The sequence below is a fragment of the Bacillus sp. 275 genome (assembly GCF_001999205.1).
Classification (GTDB): domain Bacteria; phylum Bacillota; class Bacilli; order Bacillales; family Bacillaceae; genus Bacillus; species Bacillus velezensis.
In genome coordinates this window covers 1,676,547-1,694,673 of sequence record NZ_CP019626.1, presented here as the reverse complement: position 1 = coordinate 1,694,673, position 18,127 = coordinate 1,676,547, and the positions used below count along the sequence as shown (strand labels likewise).

Genomic DNA, 18,127 nt, shown 5'->3' with positions numbered 1-18,127 from the left:
AGCATGAACGGGAAATGGATCATAAAGAAACAATGCAGGAGGAGTGATTGGGATGAGCATCCAGAAACAAATTATGAATGATCTCCATGTAAAGCCCTCAATTGATCCGAAACAAGAAATTGAGGACAGAGTGAACTTTCTGAAACAATATTTAAAAAAAACAGGTGCCAAAGGCTTTGTGCTCGGCATCAGCGGGGGGCAGGATTCCACGCTTGCGGGACGCCTCGCCCAGTTGGCGGCTGAAAGCATCAGAGAAGAAGGCGGAAACGCTGAATTTATCGCCGTCCGCCTTCCGCACGGCACACAGCAGGATGAGGATGACGCCCAATTGGCGCTCAAATTCATTAAACCTGATAAATCATGGACATTTGATATTAAGTCCGCTGTCAGCGCGTTCGCTGATCAGTATAAAAAAGACACGGGCGATCAGCTGTCTGACTTTAACAAAGGAAATGTAAAAGCCAGAATGAGAATGATCGCTCAATATGCCATCGGCGGACAAGAGGGGCTGCTTGTCATCGGAACCGACCATGCGGCCGAGGCGGTGACCGGTTTCTTCACGAAATACGGTGACGGCGGAGCTGATCTGCTGCCGCTGACCGGATTAACGAAACGCCAGGGCAGACGTTTATTAGAAGAACTCGGCGCGCCGGAACGCCTGTATTTGAAATTACCGACGGCCGATCTGCTCGATGAAAAACCGCAGCAGACTGATGAGACCGAACTCGGCATCACATACAATGACATTGATGATTATTTAGAAGGCAAGGATGTTTCTTCCGAAGTGATTGAAGCGCTGGAAAAACGCTACCTCAGTACGGAGCATAAGCGCCAGGTGCCGGCATCGATGTTTGATGATTGGTGGAAATAGAATAAAAAAAACCTCCCTTTTGAAAGGGAGGTTTTTTGTTTATTTCATTTTTATTTATCTACACTTTCATAAATCCCTACCCAATACCCTTTGCTGCTGTCATAGTATTTGCTTTTGAAAATCCATTTTGTTCCATCTAAAACGAAAGAAGCAGCGAAGTTGCCGTTAGGGCTTTGAACGAGTTTGATGGCATTAATGCCGGCATCTGCTTTCGTTGAGATTGGGCTATTTTCCGCGGATGCGGATGCTGTTGGTGATGCGGCAAAGGCAGGAGCGGCAGACATCAGTAAGGCAAGAGACAGCGCAGAACCGGTTAACACTTTTTTGAAATTCATTTCGAGCACTCCCTTTTCAAATGAAATGTGTTACAGTGTTAATAATTAGATGATTATCCATAAAATTCCTCCTCTATTTCTAAAATTTTTTTCTTAATTTGAAAAAACATCCCTTCAGAGGGGCTTTTTATTTATTGATCCATTTGCATGGATCAGGGACATGTTTTCAAAACGTTTTTTTATTTGATACGGATATGATTCAGCTTCACTATCAACCTGTCGGTGAATCTTCGAAGGCTGCCTCTCGAATCAGGGTTAAGAGGCAGATTTGCTTGGGCAGCGATCGTTTCTGCGACCTGCTGAATAGACATTTGGTCTGTATGGAGATGTTCTGTGAAGAGGCTATCAGACAGGCTGTTGATGCAGCGGTCGATTTGTTTTGCGGCCCAGGAGTTTTTTCCTTCCACTCTGGTGCGCAGGCGTTTCAGCAATGTTTCCTTTGAAGCCAGCAGGGTAAAGTGGTGAATGGTCCGGCCATCCTGTCTCAGCCTGCTGATAATGTCATGGAAGTATTGAACGTTCGTAATGGTCATGGGCACAATGATGATGCCCTGATATGTATCTGACAAATAGGAAAGCATGCTGTAATTGAATTCCCGCCACAGAGGGTAGCTTTGAAAGTCATCTTCAGCGATATCCGGCGGTATCATCGAACGCATCGCAAACCCCATCTTTTCAGGATCATATATGTAAGACGGTTTCAGTCTTCTGTGCAGTTCAAACGCTGTTTGTGTTTTTCCGGAACCGAAAGCCCCATTTATCCAAATGATCATCATGATATCCCCCTTTTTTTATATGATACAAAAAAAGACCCTTCGATCGAAGAGTCAGCGGGAAAAAACAGACGTATATTCGCGGAGCGATTCCTTTATATGCGTAAAGGCATGTTCTCCAAAATACTCAAGAGAAACAAAACCGTCATATTGTCTGTTCATCAGCTCTTTTAAAAATGCTTTTTGATCGATATCTCCTTGAAAAATCGGAGTTGGCTTGCTGAGATACCAGTTGGCAAAATCCCAGTGATAGTTTTTCAGATGAATGTGGCTGACGGTATGATACAGTTTTTCCAAAGCGGACATTTGGTCAACGTGATTGACGTGTAGGTTGGAGCCGTCAAAAATGGTGCGGACCCGCGGATGTCCGACATCCTCCAAAAATGCCAGCGCCGCCTCCGGTGTATCCGCGTACGTATCGTAATGAATCTCAAGCCCGATATCGACTTCATAGTCATCTGCGAGCCGTGCCGCCTGCTGAAATTGATCAACCGCACGTTGCCACTTTTCCGGTGACGTCCGGTGCGAAGGAAGATTGCCGGCAAAGACTCTGATCAAGGGACTGTGCAGCTGTCGTGCCGCGCTTAATGCCCTTTGAACATCCTTTAACGCCTGCCTTTCATCCTGAGTGGCGAAGTCAGTGTACAAACTGACGGCAGGCACCCCGATGCCTTCCTCCTGAAGCTGCTGATAAAGCCTGTCGAGCGGGCCGATTTCCTCTATATATTGTTTAGCGTGTCCGTACCACAGTTCGATTCCCTCAAAGGAGTGCTCCTTCGCGAAAGAAATGATGTCGAAAATATGCTTTTTCTTACATCCTGTCGTGCAAAAACTCAGTTTCATCGATAATCCTCCCGTAACTGTCTATCATATGTGTACTTTTTCCCCGGGTGCGATACGGATAAACAGGTGAAAAGGGCAGACACTTTTTTATAAGCGGGGTGTGTCTGCATCAGGTCAGTGCGGCACACAAATTGTTTAACGCTTTTTTGCGTCAAAGTATTAAATAATTAACCGAAGTGTTGTACAATTAATTTCATTCGAGTAAGGGGGGAGAAGCCATTGAAAAAAGAAACGGAGCTGAGGGCCTTCAGTCCCGTCCGCAATAAACCGACTCGCGCTCGTTATGTGATATTGGTTCTTTTGTTTTTTATCACTGCGATTAATTATATAGACCGAGCCAGTGTATCTATTGTCGGCCCATCCATTCAACATTCGCTGAACCTAAGCCCCGCGCTTTTGGGCATCGTTTTTTCTGCGTTCAGCTGGACCTATACGGGGATGCAGATTCCAGGCGGGCTCATTTTGGATAAATTCGGGTCAAAACGGACATACGGAATTTCTTTATTTGTGTGGTCGGTTTTTACCGGAGTACAAGCTTTTGCGGCAAGTTTCGGGTTTCTATTCGGCTGCCGCCTGCTCATCGGCATAGCTGAATCGCCGGCGTTTCCGGCAAACAATCGGATTGTCACGACATGGTTTCCAAGGCGGGAACGCGCCTTTGCGACGGGTGTTTATACGGCGGGGGAATATGTCGGGCTGGCGTTTGCCACACCGGTTTTATTCTGGGTGTTAACGGCATTTGACTGGCGCGCCGTATTTATTTCCTCAGGGGTGCTCGGAATTGTTTTCTCCATTTTCTGGTTTAAAATGTATCACGAGCCGAACGGGTATCGGAAAGTGAATCGTGAGGAGCTTGATTATATTAAAGAAGGCGGCGGACTGACTGAGGTGTCTGATTCAGCCGGCAGGATATCGTGGGCGGATTTCGTCCAGCTTCTAAAATACCGCAAGCTTGTCGGATTGTATATCGGCCAATTCGCCGTAGCCTCCACGCTGTTCTTCTTTTTGACATGGTTTCCGACTTATCTGGCGGAGGCAAAGCACATGGCTTTCTTAAAAGTCGGCTTCGCCGCATCAATCCCGTATATCGCCGCTTTTTTCGGCGTATTGTTCGGCGGATTTTGGTCTGACGGCATGATGAAACGGGGGGTGTCGGTGAACGTTGCCCGGAAAACGCCCGTCATCCTCGGTCTTCTGCTGACAGGCTCCATCGTGCTCGCGAATGTTACGGATTCTGCTCCTGCGGTTTTGACGATCTTATCCATTGCTTCTTTTGCGCAGGGCATGTCCAATATATCCTGGACGATGCTGAGTGAGGTCGCGCCAAGCGAAACAATCGGATTGGCAGGGGGCGTCTTTAGCTTTTTCGCCAATATGGCCGGCATTATCACCCCGCTTCTCATCGGGTTTATCGTTTCTGCGACCGGTTCATATAACGGAGCGATTCTGTTTGTCGGCGCTGTCGCATTTATCGGGGCATTTTCTTATATTTTCATTGTCGGAAAGGTGGAACGCATTAAGCTCCGATAGAAAGAAAAACTCATCTCTTCTTATAAAGGATGGGTTTTCTTTCATTGCATTATCTCTATATTTCAATATTGAGTTATCATATAATAAACATAACTTTTTCATTTCTTAGGAGGATTTCGCCGAAGATGAACGCAAAACGTGCCATTCCCGTAAGAGAAAGAAATATCGTACTGATCGGATTCATGGGTGTCGGAAAGACAACAATCGGCCAGCTGGTCGCTAAGAAATTATACAGAGACTTTATTGATATTGATTTGCAGATTGAGAAAGATTTCAATATGTCCATCCCTGAAATGTTTGAGAAAAAAGGTGAAGCCTTTTTCCGTCAGACTGAAAAGGACTATATATTAGATATCTGCCGCAATACGAAATTCAAGATCGTGTCGCTTGGGGGCGGTTCGTTTAAACAAGAGGAAATCAGACAGTGCTGCCTTGAAAACTGCCTCGTGCTCCATCTTGATTTATCATGGGAGAATTGGAAGCAGCGGGCTGACCTGCTGATTGAAAGCCGTCCCGTTCTGCATAACCGTTCCATGGATGAAATGCAGCAGCTCTTTAACGAGCGCCAAAGCATCTATGATAAACATAATTCAAAAGTGGCGACGGATAATCTGGAACCAGAAGAAATAGCCGATTATATCGTAGAAACGTTAAAAATCGGCTGGGACCTGTATCAGCCGATGTAAAAAGAGCCGTGACGCTGTGAGCGCACGGCTTTTTTGTTTTTAAACAAACGTTTATTAAAATGTTTAGAAAATGAGTGTAAAATCGTGTTAAGATAGAGTCAGAAAATTAAAACATATAAAACAAAGGAGAATAATCGGATATGCAATTATACGACTTGCCGCTCGACCAACTGCAAACCTATAAACCAAATAAAACCGCTCCTCATGACTTTTCAGATTTTTGGGCATCATCATTACATGAGCTTGCAAAGGAAGAGGCAAAGCCTGAATTAAAGGCTGAAAGCTACCCGGCTGACGGCGTGAAAGTATTCCGGCTGACATACCGAAGCTTCGGCAAGGCGGAAATTGAGGGATGGTACGCCGTTCCCGACCGGCAAGGACCGCATCCGGCCATCGTGAAATATCACGGCTATAATGCGAGCTATGACGGGGATATACATGACATCGTAAATTGGGCGCTTCACGGATATGCCGCGTTCGGCATGCTTGTCCGCGGCCAGCACAGCAGCACAGATACAAGCGTCTCACCGCACGGACACGTTCCCGGCTGGATGACGAAAGGGATTTTAGATAAAGATACATATTATTACCGCGGCGTGTACTTAGACGCCGTCCGGGCTTTGGAAGTCATCAGCGGCTTTGATGAAGTGGATGAAACGAGGATCGCCGTCATCGGCGGGAGCCAGGGAGGCGGACTTTCAATCGCCGCGGCGGCACTATCTGACATTCCGAGAGCGGTTGCGGCCGATTATCCTTATTTAAGCAATTTTGAGCGGGCCATTGATGTCGCTCTTGATGAGCCGTATCTTGAGATTAACTCCTTTTTCAGAAAGAACGGCAGTCCTGAAACGGAGAAGGCCGCGATGAATACACTGGCCTATTTTGATATCATGAATCTGGCGGACCGCGTAAAAGTTCCGGTGCTCATGTCCATCGGGCTGATTGACCGCGTGACCCCGCCGTCGACGGTGTTTGCCGCGTACAATCATCTGGAAACGGAAAAAGAATTGAAGGTTTACCGGTATTTCGGACATGAATACATACCTTCTTTCCATACGGAAAAGCTGGCCTTTCTGAAAGCGCATCTGAAAGGCTGACGACAGCGAAAAGCCCAAGTACTCGGGCTTTTTTCAGGAATGATCACGGAAAAGGACGGATACAGATGGAACAAAGGATCATCGAAGAATTAAAACGAATTGAAGCACAGCACGGCGTCAAGGTGCTTTACGCCGTAGAATCAGGGAGCCGCGCATGGGGATTTCCGTCAAGCGACAGCGACTATGATGTACGGTTTCTCTATGTGCCGAAAAAAGAATGGTACTTTTCGATCGAACCGCATAGGGATGTCATAGAAGAGCCGATTCATGACATGCTTGACATCAGCGGCTGGGAACTGAGAAAAGCGCTGCAGCTTTTTAAAAAATCAAATCCGCCTCTTTTGGAATGGCTCTCTTCTGAGATGATCTATTATGAAGCTTTCTCAGCGGCTGAAAAGCTTCGAAAACTGAAAATCCGCGCCTTTTCGCCTGAAGCCGGCATCTATCATTATCTCAATATGGCAAAACGGAATGAAAAAACGGAATTGCGGGGCAGTGAAGTGAAGATTAAAAAGTATTTTTATGTTCTGCGTCCTCTCCTTGCCTGCAGATGGATTGAAACGTTCGGCTCCGTACCGCCGATGTCATTTCCCGTACTGGCCGATTCCTTATTGACGGATGAAGCGCTCATTTCTGAAATCAATACACTGCTTACAAGGAAAAAAAGCGGTCAGGAGCTGGCTCCGGAACCGAGAAATACGATCATTCATGCATTTATAGAAGAAGAAATAGAACGAATCGGGCACTATGTCAAAACGATCAAAACGCCGAAACCTGACATAACGGAGGAACTGAATCGGCTATTGATTCAGACCGTCGAAGAGGCGTGGGGGGAAAAAGGCGGAAATTGACGATTGCCGTCATTTCCGTCCGCCTTTTTTCGGCATAATCCGCCTGCTATCTAAGAAGCTGATTGTGGTAAAACCACAAAAGTTTATCAGAATCTTTGTATTTTTAGAATATTGTGAGAGGATGTTTTGTCCATTTACAATAGACTCATACAAATACTTCTTAGATTGCGGGGTGTTAAGGTTGGAAGTGATTACAAGAGATTTTTTCTTATTTTTATCCAAGAGCAGCTTTCTCAATAAGATGGCGCGAAGCTGGGGAAGCCGTGTGGCAGCCGGCAAAATCATCGGAGGAATGGATTTCCGCAGTTCTATCCCGACAATCCGACATTTGAACAGCCAGGGGCTGTCAGTTACTGTCGATCATTTGGGGGAATTTGTCAACAGCGGTGATGTCGCGAAAGAACGCACCGAGGAGTGCATGCAGACCATCGCCTTAATCGCTGATGAACAGCTGAATTCCCAAGTGTCATTAAAAATGACGTCTTTAGGTCTTGATATAGATCTCGATCTCGTCTATGAAAATATGACGAAAATCCTCCAGACGGCTGAAAAACATAAAGTCATGGTGACGATTGACATGGAAGATGAAACGAGATGCCAGAAGACGCTGGATATCTTTAAAGACTTCCGGAGCCGGTATGAATATGTTAGCACCGTGGTGCAGGCCTATCTGTACAGAACGGAGAAGGATCTTGATGACCTCAGCCCGCTGAATCCGTTTCTGCGGCTTGTCAAAGGGGCCTATAAAGAATCGGAAAAGGTGGCCTATCCTGAAAAAAGCGACGTCGATGAAAATTATAAAAGACTCATCCGCAAACAGCTTTTAAAAGGACATTATACGGCAGTTGCCACGCATGATGACAAAATGATCGAGTTTACAAAACAGCTTGCCAAAGAGCACGGCATTCCAAACGACCGTTTTGAGTTTCAGATGCTGTACGGCATGCGCTCGCAAACCCAGCTCAGCCTGGTGGAAGAAGGATACCGCATGAGAGTCTACCTGCCTTACGGGGATGACTGGTACGGTTATTTCATGAGACGGCTCGCCGAACGCCCCTCAAACATCGCATTCGCCTTTAAAGGAATGACTAAGAAGTAAAAAAGGGAGAGATGACAATGACTACACCTTATAAACACGAACCATTCACGAATTTCCAAGATCAATCGAACGTTGAAGAATTTAAGAAAGCGCTTGCGACGGTAAATGAGTATCTGGGAAAAGATTATCCGCTCGTCATCAACGGTGAAAAGGTAGAGACGGAAGCGAAAATCGTTTCAATCAATCCGGCTGATAAAGAAGAAGTCGTCGGAAAAGTGTCAAAGGCGTCCCAGGAGCACGCTGAGCAAGCGATTGAAGCAGCTGCGAAAGCGTTCGAAGAGTGGAGATACACATCCCCTGAAGAAAGAGCGGCCGTTTTGTTCCGCGCAGCTGCCAAAGTCCGCCGCAGAAAGCACGAATTCTCCGCCCTGCTCGTCAAGGAAGCGGGAAAACCTTGGAACGAAGCTGATGCGGATACGGCGGAAGCCATCGACTTTATGGAATACTACGCACGCCAAATGATCGAACTGGCAAAAGGCAAACCGGTCAACAGCCGTGAGGGCGAGAAAAACCAATATGTGTACACGCCGACTGGAGTGACAGTTGTTATTCCGCCGTGGAACTTCTTGTTTGCGATCATGGCAGGAACAACAGTGGCGCCGATCGTTACTGGAAACACAGTGGTTCTAAAGCCTGCGAGTGCTACACCGGTCATCGCAGCAAAATTTGTTGAGGTGCTTGAAGAGTCCGGATTGCCAAAAGGCGTAGTCAACTTTGTGCCGGGAAGCGGAGCAGAAGTAGGCGATTATCTTGTTGACCATCCGAAAACAAGCCTTATCACATTTACAGGATCACGTGAAGTCGGTACGAGAATTTTCGAACGCGCGGCAAAAGTGCAGCCGGGCCAGCAGCATTTAAAACGTGTCATTGCAGAAATGGGCGGTAAAGATACGGTTGTCGTTGACGAAGATGCGGACATTGAATTGGCGGCTCAATCCATCTTTACATCAGCATTCGGCTTCGCGGGACAAAAATGTTCTGCAGGTTCACGTGCAGTTGTCCATGAAAAAGTGTATGATCAAGTATTAGAGCGTGTCATTGAAATTACGGAATCAAAAGTAACAGCTAAACCTGATAGTGCAGATGTTTATATGGGACCTGTCATTGACCAAGGTTCTTATGATAAAATTATGAGCTATATTGAAATCGGAAAAGAAGAAGGGCGTTTAGTAAGCGGCGGCACTGGTGATGATTCGAAAGGATACTTCATCAAACCGACGATCTTCGCTGACCTTGATCCGAAAGCAAGACTCATGCAGGAAGAAATTTTCGGGCCTGTCGTGGCGTTTTCTAAAGTGTCAAACTTTGATGAAGCTTTAGAAGTGGCCAACAATACTGAATACGGTTTGACAGGCGCGGTCATTACAAATAACCGCAAACATATTGAACGGGCGAAACAGGAATTCCATGTCGGCAACCTGTACTTCAACCGCAATTGTACGGGAGCGATTGTCGGCTACCATCCGTTCGGAGGCTTCAAAATGTCCGGCACTGATTCAAAAGCGGGCGGCCCGGATTATTTGGCCCTCCACATGCAGGCGAAAACAATCAGTGAAATGTTTTAAGAGGGACTGAATGGGCATCCTCCTCGCGGGGGGTGTCCATTTCACCATAAACATATAAAGCGGAGGAGGAAATGCCATAGCAAACATTCAGTTGATTATTTCCATTTGTATTTATATGGCGGGTATGCTGTTTATCGGTTATTTCGCCTACAGACGGACGTCAAATCTGACGGATTACATGCTCGGGGGGCGTTCTTTAGGCCCTGCCGTCACAGCGCTCAGCGCGGGAGCGGCGGATATGAGCGGATGGCTCTTGATGGGGCTTCCGGGCGCTATGTTCTCGACAGGATTAAGCGGCGCTTGGATTGTGCTCGGGCTTGTGCTCGGGGCGTGGGCGAACTGGCTTTTCGTGGCGCCGAGACTGAGAACGTATACCGAAAAAGCGGGGAATTCCATCACCATTCCGGGTTTCCTTGAAAACCGTTTCGGTGATCATACGAAGCTTCTCAGACTGTTTTCGGGTCTTGTCATTCTCGTCTTTTTCACATTTTACGTATCATCCGGCATGGTATCCGGAGGTGTCTTGTTCAACAGCATTTTAGGGTTGAAGTACCACACGGGGCTGTGGGTCGTGACAGGCGTCGTTGTCGCCTACACCTTGTTCGGAGGCTTTTTGGCGGTAAGCTGGACGGACTTTGTTCAAGGGATCATTATGTTTGCGGCGCTTATTCTTGTGCCGATTGTGACGATTTTCCATACGGGCGGCCCGGGGGAAACCGTTGCCGATATCCGTTCCGTCAACCCGGAACTGTTTAACATGTTCAAAGGGACGACCGTCCTTGGCATTATTTCTTTATTTGCGTGGGGGCTCGGCTATTTCGGGCAGCCGCATATTATTGTGCGTTTTATGGCGATCACGTCTGTGAAAGAAATCAAACGCGCCAGACGGATCGGAATGGGATGGATGATTTTGTCTGCACTAGGCGCGCTGTTTACGGGTCTTGCGGGAATCGCGTATTACCACCAGAACGGACTGAAGCTGGCTGATCCGGAAACCATTTTTATTCAGCTCGGCAACATTCTGTTCCACCCGATTATTACGGGATTTCTCATTTCTGCGATTTTAGCGGCCATTATGAGTACGATTTCGTCTCAGCTGCTCGTCACGTCCAGTTCTTTAGTAGAGGATTTGTATAAGTCCATGTTCAGGCGTTCGGCTTCTGATAAGGAACTCGTATTTCTGGGGAGAATGGCAGTGCTTGCGGTGTCAATCATCGCTTTGGTGCTCGCCTGGGAGAAAAATAACACGATACTTGGTCTTGTCAGCTATGCATGGGCGGGATTCGGCGCTTCATTCGGGCCGGTCGTACTGCTCAGTTTATTTTGGAAACGGATGACGAAATGGGGGGCACTCGCCGGCATGATTGCGGGAGCGATTACCGTAATCATTTGGGCGAATGCCGGTCTTTCAGACTTTTTGTACGAAATCATTCCGGGCTTTGCTGTAAGCCTTGCCGCTGTATTTGTCGTCAGCTTATTGACACAGGCTCCGTCAAAAGATGTCACAGATCAGTTTCATGAGTACCGTGATACACTTTCTCAATAAAAGCAAGGAACGAGAGGAAGAAGGGACCGCCCTTTTTCCTCTTTTCACGATACAGGCTTTCGGATCATGCCGTTTTGGGAATATGTGAATTTTTTTCTATACAAAAAGTCACCCCGCAGAGTATGATAAAGATAAAAAGAGCATAGGAGAAATAGGTATGGAAGAGCTTTTAGAGAGAGTTTTTTCATTTACGGACATTGATAAATTAATTGATTTCATCAGTTATGAATTGCAGAAGCCCGTTATTCTGGAAAGCGCGGATTTCTTTTTGCTTGCCTATAATTCTTATTACATTAATCACTTCGACTCCGCCAACCAGCAGACGATATTTTCAAAAAAATGCCCCGTGCAGATTTTTGAAAGGTTTCTGAAGGACGGGGTGATCGAAAAGCTGAAAACCGTTCCTGAACCGTTCCGTGTCGAAAAAATAGACAGTATCGGACTGAATCAGAGAGTGGTTGTAAGCGCAAAACATAAAGGCGAAGTGATGGGCTACATCTGGATTCAGGAGCTCGACCGAAACTTGACGGACGAGGAGCTCGATTTTTTATATGAAACTTCATTCCATGTCGGAAAAATCATCTATAAAACGAACCGGCTGAAACAGGAAAAAGAAGAGAGAGCGGAAGACCTGGTGAAACGGGCGATCTTTCAGCAATTCTCCTCTGAAAAGGAGTTCAGGCGGGAAGCGGAAAAGATGAACGCCGTGCTGCCGTCGGTTTTTTCGGTAGTCGTCCTGCACGCCGCAAATGGGGATGGGGAGGCAGTCGAAGATGTGAAGGAAAACATCAAATCGTACTTGAATTTGCGGGATAAAGTCAGTCACGTCTTAACCATTGATTCCAATATTGTCATCGTCGTCGCAAGCTTCTCGCAAAAAAGCTCCGGCACTTCGGCAGCATCTGAATTCATCCACAAACTGCTGACTCATTTTCACTTTCAGAAGATCCCCACTCCCATCTATATCGGAATCGGCAATGAATACAGCAGCATCCTGAAGCTCGGCAAAAGTTATATAGAGGCCCTTGAAGTCATAAAGGCCGCCGAAATTACCGGAAACCAGGAAAATATCCCGTACGAATACAGTAAGCTCGGGATTTACCGCTATCTTGAAAGCATCGAAGAAAAAAACGCCTCACTGGAATATGTAAACGATGATTTAGCATTATTAAAAGCCAAAGACAGAGAAAGCAGTACCGAACTGCTGAAAACGTTAGAAATCTATCTCCTCAATAACTGCAAAACAAAACCAGCCGCAGAACAGCTTTTTATTCATCAAAACACATTGAACTACCGTATCAAACAGATTCTTGACATGACATCAATTAATTTAAACGACTTCAGGACAAGGTGCCAGCTGTACCTCGATATCATGCTGATGAAAAAGAGATAAAAAAGAAACCAGTCGCCGTACTGGTTTCAGTTTTAATACCTTCCCGCTTATCAATCTCAGAACCTCACTTCTGAATCACTCCTTTCCCGCAAGAGAGAAATGAATAAACACTGCTCCTCAATATGTGTTATACTTTCATTGATATTGATTCTCAATTAAAAATGTTGAAGTATAGATATAAACGGGAGGCAGAACGATGGCGGAAAATCATGAGGTGTATGACGTCACGATTATAGGCGGAGGCCCGATCGGCCTGTTTGCGGCTTTTTATTGCGGGATGCGCGAGCTGAAAACGAAAGTGATCGAGTTTTTGCCGCGGCTCGGAGGGAAAGTGTCTATGTTTTTCCCTGAAAAAATCATCCGTGATATCGGCGGAATACCCGGGATTGCCGGAGAACAGCTGATTACGCAGCTGAAGGAACAGGCGGCGACATTTGAGCCGGATATCGTGTTGAATCAGCGGGTGACCGGATTTGAACGGCTGGAAGACGGAACCATTGTGCTTGAAAGTTCCGAAGGGGAAAAGCACTATACGCGCACGGTGATTTTGGCCGTCGGCATGGGAACGCTTGAGGTCAATGAACTTGACAGCGCGGATGCGAGCCGTTATTCAGGAAAGAACCTTCATTATAAGGTGGAGAAGCTTGATGCGTTTCGAGATAAGCATGTCGTGATTTCAGGAGGGGGAGATACCGCGGTTGACTGGGCGAATGAGCTGGAACCGATTGCGGCGTCTGTTACCGTCTTGCACCGCAGGGAGGAGTTCGGCGGTTTGGAAAGCAGCGTGGCGAAAATGAAGCGGTCTTCCGTGCGGGTGCTTGCGCCATATCGTCTGAAGCATCTCAACGGCACCGGAGAACGGATCGAGAGCGTCACCGTTTGCCAAACTGAGTCGGGACTTTCTGAAGTCATCAAGCTTGATGAGCTCATTATCAACCACGGGTTTAAAATTGATCTCGGTCCGATGAAGGACTGGGGGCTTGAGATAGAAGAAGGCAGGATTAAAGCTGACAGACATATGCGGACGAATCTTTCGGGCGTGTTTGTCGCCGGTGACGCCGCCCATTATGAAAGCAAGCTCAGATTGATTGCAGGCGGTTTCACGGAGGGGCCGACCGCCGTGAACAGCGCCAAAGCCTATTTGGACCCGCAGGCGGATCAGATGGCGATGTATTCGACTCACCATAAAAAATTGGTGACACAATAAAAAAGGGCTGACCCCCGATGTTGAGTCTGGGGGGTCAGAAAAGCATTCCGGCGTATCAGCTGTGAACGAGCATGTCTTTCATTTCATCTCGTATAAACGCAAATAACTGTTCCTGATTTTTCACGGCGGTAAACCCGCAGCCGGCGGGGACGTCTTCGCCCATGCAGATGACGGGAGGGCGGTTTGCTGACGGATCCGGTGATATGCCGATTTGTTTTCCGGCGCTGATCAAATGCTGAGCGGATTCTTTGCCCGTACAGATAATCATTTGCAGAGGAGACTCGCTGATCGTGCGTTCGATCATGGAAGTGAACCGCTCATCTGCGATATGTTCATGGGTGATATAAAACGGGCATGATTTTGAGTCTGACAAGTTTTCTGCTGCTTGACGGCTTCCTACAATGAGTGAATGCGGAGAATCAATTTGCCATTCGGATAGGAGAAAGCCCCGTTTTGTCAGTTCCGTCTTTGCGGCCTCAGTCGCTGCATTCAGGCTTGCGGTCACCCGGCGGATGTCGATCTGCTTGAAAGCCAGTGTGTCAAAGAATTCGCATACCGCAAGGCGTGATGTGAAAAATAGTTGTTCAAAGGTGCTGATCTGTTTCAGGATATTTTCGTTTGCGGGCATTTTTTTAACGATCCGCTTCGGCCACTCAATAACATCGGCGCCATACTCGCGCAGCTTGTCTGTCAATGTATGTTCTTCATCGCCATGAGTGACAACCATGATATGCCGCCCGATGAACGGTTTGCTTTCAAACCAGCTGTGTGTTTGAAAATTGACAATATCACCGATGACGATAATGGCAGGGTTGGTGATGTTTTGGCTTTGAACTTTTTCATGGATATCCTGAAGCGTTCCTTTAACGCTCCGCTGCCGCCCCCACGTCCCCCATTGAATGACGAGTACGGGAACGGAAGGGGATTTACCGTACTCCGTAAGCTTACGGCATATAAATGACAGGTTTTTAACGCCCATATAAAACACAAGCGTTTGAACGCTTCGGGCAAGCCCTTCCCAGTCGAGATTCGGCCTGCCGTGCAATGATGTATCATGAGCGGTGATCATCGCGAAGGACGAAGCGAAATCACGATGGGTGACGGGGACTCCCGCATACAGCGGCGCTGCGATTCCCGAGGTGATGCCGGGCACCATTTCGTAGCGGATGCCGTGCTGATGAAGCGCCTCTGCTTCTTCGCCGACTCTGCCGAACACACTTGGGTCTCCGCCTTTCAAGCGGACTACGGTGCAGCCTTCCGCCGCTTTTTCAATCAGCAGGGCATTTATCTCAGACTGTTTCATAAAATGGCGGTCGGGCAGCTTTCCGCAATAAATGAAGCGGCAGTCGGGTGAGGCATATTCAAGAAACTTTGGGTTTGCGAGCCGGTCATACAAAATAATATCCGCTTTCTCCAGAGCCTGTTTTCCTTTTACGGTGATCAGCCCCGGGTCTCCTGGTCCGGCACCGACAAAATATACGATTCCGTTTTTCATGATGGCGTCATCCCTTCAGCAGTTTAAAAAATGAAGGACCACTTGAAAAAGTGATCCGGTCTTTGCTCAATACAGGAGGTATACATTCTCTCCTTCAATCAGTGTTTCGTATGTTTTGACACAGCCATGATCCGGCTCTTGGACTTTTCCGTCTTCTAAGGAGATTTTCCAGTCATGCATCGGGCAGAAGACGTATTCTCCGCTGACGATGCCTTCAGCCAAGACGCCCCCTTTATGGGGACAGCGGTTTTCGACGGCGCGGACGCTCCCGTCAGAAAGCTTAAATACGGCAAGCTCTTTATCTTCTATATATACGGTTTTTCCTAACTCCTCGGGTAATTCGTTTACTTTGCCTATGCAAACCTTTGTCATATCTTTATTCACCATGTCCGTTCCCCCTTACTGTTTTATGAAGTCGTGACGACATTTTCGAATAGATCTTTAGATGCTTTTTTATCTTTAAGGAAGTATTGCCACGGATCTTTGTGGACAGAGAGTGTCTCATTCATTCTGTCGTTGAGCTCCTGCCGTTTTTCCGGATCGTTTAATACGGATTGGACATGAGATAAACCGACGCGCTCAAGCCATGCGGATGTCCGCTCCAGATAGTTTGCCGTTTCCCTGTAGTACTGAAGGTAAGCACCCGCATATTCTAAGACTTCTTCATTCGTTTTTACTTTCATCAGCAAATCACCGGCGCGCAAATGGGTTCCGCCGTTTCCGCCGACATAAAGCTCCCAGCCTCCGTCGATGCCGACAACGCCAAGGTCCTTAATGCCTGATTCCGCACAGTTCCGCGGGCAGGCGGACACGGCCATTTTGACCTTATGAGGCGTATTGAGCCCTTCGAATTTTTTCTCAAGCGCAATGCCCAGTGCCATGGAGTCTTGCGTGCCGAAGCGGCAGAATTGTTCGCCTACGCACGTTTTTACCGTGCGGAGTGTTTTTCCGTACGCGTAGCCTGAAGGCATATCAAGCTCGGCCCATACTTTCGGCAGGTCTTCTTTTTTGACGCCGATGAGATCAATTCGCTGGCCGCCTGTCATTTTAACGAGCGGGATCTCATATTTGTCGACGACATCGGCGATCTTGCGGAGATCCTGAGAGTTGGTCACGCCGCCGTACATCCGGGGAACGACTGAGTATGTTCCGTCTTTTTGAATATTGGCGTGCATCCGTTCGTTCACAAAACGGGATGTCCTGTCATCCTCGTATGTAGCCGGATTAATCATGCCTAAGTAGTAGTTGAGGGCAGGACGGCATTTGGAGCAGCCCTCCGGCGTTTTCCAGCCGAGCACGTTCATGATTTCTCTTGTATGGGACAGACCTTTGGCTTTGATTTCTTCTACGACTTCATCTCTCGACAGTGATGTGCAGCCGCAAATCGCTTCTTTTTGCGCGGACGCGTCAAATTCTGAGCCCAGTGTATATTGAAGAATGTCTTCCACGAGCGGTTTACAGCCTCCGCAGGAACGGGATGCCCCGGTGCATGCTTTGATTTCGTCCGTAGATGTGCAGCCTTTTTCCTGAATGGCTTGAATAATCGCGCCTTTTGATACGCCGTTGCATCCGCAGATGATTTCATCGTCGCTCATCGCCGCGGTCATGCTTGCGCCTGCTTCCTGATCAAGAGGCTGTAAGATTGATATTTTGGAGGTTTCAGAGATATCGGCTTGTTTTTGAATCATTGAAAACAGGCGGCTGCCCTCGCTGCTGTCTCCGAACAAAACAGCGCCGACAATTTGATTGCCCCTCAGGACGATTTTTTTATAAATGCCGTCCTGCTCATCGAACACTTTAATCGCTTTTTTGTCCTCTGATTCGTTAAAGTCACCGGCAGAGAAGACTTCGACGCCTGATACCTTTAATTGAGTGGAGAGAACGGAGCCTTCATACGGTTTTGTTTCAATGCCGCAAATATGTTTGGCCAGCACTTTTGCCTGTTCATAGAGCGGCGCCACAAGACCGTATGCGATTCCGCGGTGCTCGGCACATTCACCGACCGCGTAAATGTGCGGAATGTCAGTCTGCATATAATCGTTGACAATGATTCCGCGGTTTACCGGAATGCCGCTTTCTGTGCCAAGCTGTGTATTCGGGCGGATGCCGACCGCCATGACGACCAGGTCAGCTTCGATGCTTGTGCCGTCTTTGAAGCGTACCCCTTCGACACGGTCAGTACCGAGAATTTCTTCGGTTTGCTTTTCAAGGAAAAAGGTCATGCCTTGTTTTTCTAATTCGTTTTGCAGCAGGCGTCCCGCCGCTGCGTCAAGCTGGCGCTCCATCAGGAATGGGGCGAGGTGGATGACAGACACGTCCATTCCGAGATTCAGCAGTCCGCGTGCGGCTTCCAAACCAAGCAGTCCTCCGCCGATGACGGCTGCTTTTTTATATTGTTTTGACGCGGCGAGCATCGTGTCGGTATCTTTTATATCCCGGAAAGCCGTGACGCCTTGTTTGTCTGCGCCCGGAATCGGAAGGATAAAAGGGACAGAGCCTGTCGCCAGGATGAGTTCATCGTAAGGCTGGATTCTGTCTGCATCGGTGATGACGGTTTTGTTTTCCGTGTCGACTTTGATGACTGTTTCACCGGTATACAGCTGAATGTTGTTTTCTTTGTACCAGTTCCAATCGTTTAACGTAATGTCTTGAATGTCGGTATCGCCTTGCAGCACTTTTGACAGAAGGATTCGGTTATAGTTGGGATGAGGTTCGGCCCCGAATATTGTAATCTCGAATTCGTCTTTTGAAACACGCAGTATTTCTTCAATCGCTCTTACCCCGGCCATTCCATTTCCAACAAGGACTAGCTGTTTTTTTCCCATCAGATGATCCG

16 protein-coding genes are annotated in these 18,127 nt (G+C 47.5%); 10 read left to right on the top strand and 6 right to left on the bottom strand.

All coding sequences use genetic code 11. The features are described from left to right. Positions 1-52: 52 nt before the first annotated feature. A complete protein-coding gene (gene nadE, locus BZ167_RS08005; RefSeq protein ID WP_007409061.1) occupies positions 53-871 on the top strand; it encodes an NAD(+) synthase in 819 nt (272 codons plus the stop codon). 50 nt (positions 872-921) lie between these two features. Here nadE and BZ167_RS08000 read toward each other — a convergent pair whose 3' ends face one another. The 3 genes from BZ167_RS08000 to BZ167_RS07990 all read right to left on the bottom strand — a co-directional run bounded on the left by BZ167_RS08000 (position 922) and on the right by BZ167_RS07990 (position 2,822). Continuing rightward, positions 922-1,206, bottom strand: a complete 285-nt coding sequence (locus BZ167_RS08000) for an antimicrobial peptide LCI (protein WP_015416764.1) — start codon at positions 1,204-1,206, stop codon at positions 922-924. A 179-nt stretch (positions 1,207-1,385) separates the two neighbouring features. Further along, positions 1,386-1,979 (bottom strand): tunicamycin resistance ATP-binding TmrB, encoded by a 594-nt coding sequence (tmrB, locus tag BZ167_RS07995; RefSeq protein WP_015416765.1) that lies wholly within the window; start codon positions 1,977-1,979, stop codon positions 1,386-1,388. 54 nt (positions 1,980-2,033) lie between these two features. After that, positions 2,034-2,822 (bottom strand): sugar phosphate isomerase/epimerase family protein, encoded by a 789-nt coding sequence (locus BZ167_RS07990; RefSeq protein ID WP_015416766.1) that lies wholly within the window; start codon positions 2,820-2,822, stop codon positions 2,034-2,036. Positions 2,823-3,041: 219 nt separating this feature from the next. Here BZ167_RS07990 and BZ167_RS07985 point away from each other — a divergent pair, with 219 nt between their 5' ends. From BZ167_RS07985 to BZ167_RS07945, 9 genes are all read left to right on the top strand, one after another. After that, positions 3,042-4,352, top strand: coding sequence for an MFS transporter (locus BZ167_RS07985; protein WP_015416767.1), 1,311 nt, complete (start codon positions 3,042-3,044; stop codon positions 4,350-4,352). A gap of 125 nt (positions 4,353-4,477) precedes the next feature. Continuing rightward, entirely contained in the window at positions 4,478-5,038 is a 561-nt protein-coding gene (locus BZ167_RS07980; RefSeq protein ID WP_003156609.1) for a shikimate kinase, read from the top strand. A 140-nt stretch (positions 5,039-5,178) separates the two neighbouring features. After that, positions 5,179-6,135 carry a cephalosporin C deacetylase gene (gene cah / locus BZ167_RS07975; protein ID WP_007409374.1) on the top strand — a complete coding sequence of 319 codons (957 nt, stop codon included), beginning with the start codon at positions 5,179-5,181 and terminating at the stop codon, positions 6,133-6,135. Between the two features lie 65 nt (positions 6,136-6,200). Next, on the top strand, positions 6,201-6,986 hold the full coding sequence (locus BZ167_RS07970) for a nucleotidyltransferase domain-containing protein (RefSeq protein ID WP_039252847.1): 786 nt from the start codon (positions 6,201-6,203) through the stop codon (positions 6,984-6,986). 187 nt (positions 6,987-7,173) lie between these two features. Then, complete coding sequence (locus BZ167_RS07965) at positions 7,174-8,085, top strand: proline dehydrogenase family protein (protein ID WP_087920787.1); 912 nt, start codon at positions 7,174-7,176, stop codon at positions 8,083-8,085. Positions 8,086-8,102: 17 nt separating this feature from the next. Next, positions 8,103-9,650, top strand: a complete 1,548-nt coding sequence (pruA, locus tag BZ167_RS07960) for an L-glutamate gamma-semialdehyde dehydrogenase (RefSeq protein ID WP_011996302.1) — start codon at positions 8,103-8,105, stop codon at positions 9,648-9,650. Between the two features lie 124 nt (positions 9,651-9,774). Then, positions 9,775-11,196 (top strand): sodium/proline symporter PutP, encoded by a 1,422-nt coding sequence (gene putP, locus BZ167_RS07955; RefSeq protein WP_228903618.1) that lies wholly within the window; start codon positions 9,775-9,777, stop codon positions 11,194-11,196. A 157-nt stretch (positions 11,197-11,353) separates the two neighbouring features. Then, a complete protein-coding gene (locus BZ167_RS07950; RefSeq protein WP_003156600.1) occupies positions 11,354-12,589 on the top strand; it encodes a proline utilization transcriptional regulator PutR in 1,236 nt (411 codons plus the stop codon). Between the two features lie 196 nt (positions 12,590-12,785). Then, positions 12,786-13,796 (top strand): NAD(P)/FAD-dependent oxidoreductase, encoded by a 1,011-nt coding sequence (locus BZ167_RS07945; RefSeq protein ID WP_015416773.1) that lies wholly within the window; start codon positions 12,786-12,788, stop codon positions 13,794-13,796. A gap of 55 nt (positions 13,797-13,851) precedes the next feature. Here the strand turns inward: BZ167_RS07945 and cobA are convergent, their stop codons facing one another. From cobA to nasD, 3 genes are all read right to left on the bottom strand, one after another. Beyond that, positions 13,852-15,291, bottom strand: coding sequence for a uroporphyrinogen-III C-methyltransferase (cobA, locus tag BZ167_RS07940; protein WP_040238581.1), 1,440 nt, complete (start codon positions 15,289-15,291; stop codon positions 13,852-13,854). A 66-nt stretch (positions 15,292-15,357) separates the two neighbouring features. After that, on the bottom strand, positions 15,358-15,678 hold the full coding sequence (gene nirD / locus BZ167_RS07935; RefSeq protein WP_007409365.1) for a nitrite reductase small subunit NirD: 321 nt from the start codon (positions 15,676-15,678) through the stop codon (positions 15,358-15,360). Between the two features lie 20 nt (positions 15,679-15,698). Continuing rightward, entirely contained in the window at positions 15,699-18,116 is a 2,418-nt protein-coding gene (gene nasD / locus BZ167_RS07930; protein WP_033575147.1) for an NADPH-nitrite reductase, read from the bottom strand. Between the last annotated feature and the right edge of the window lie 11 nt (positions 18,117-18,127).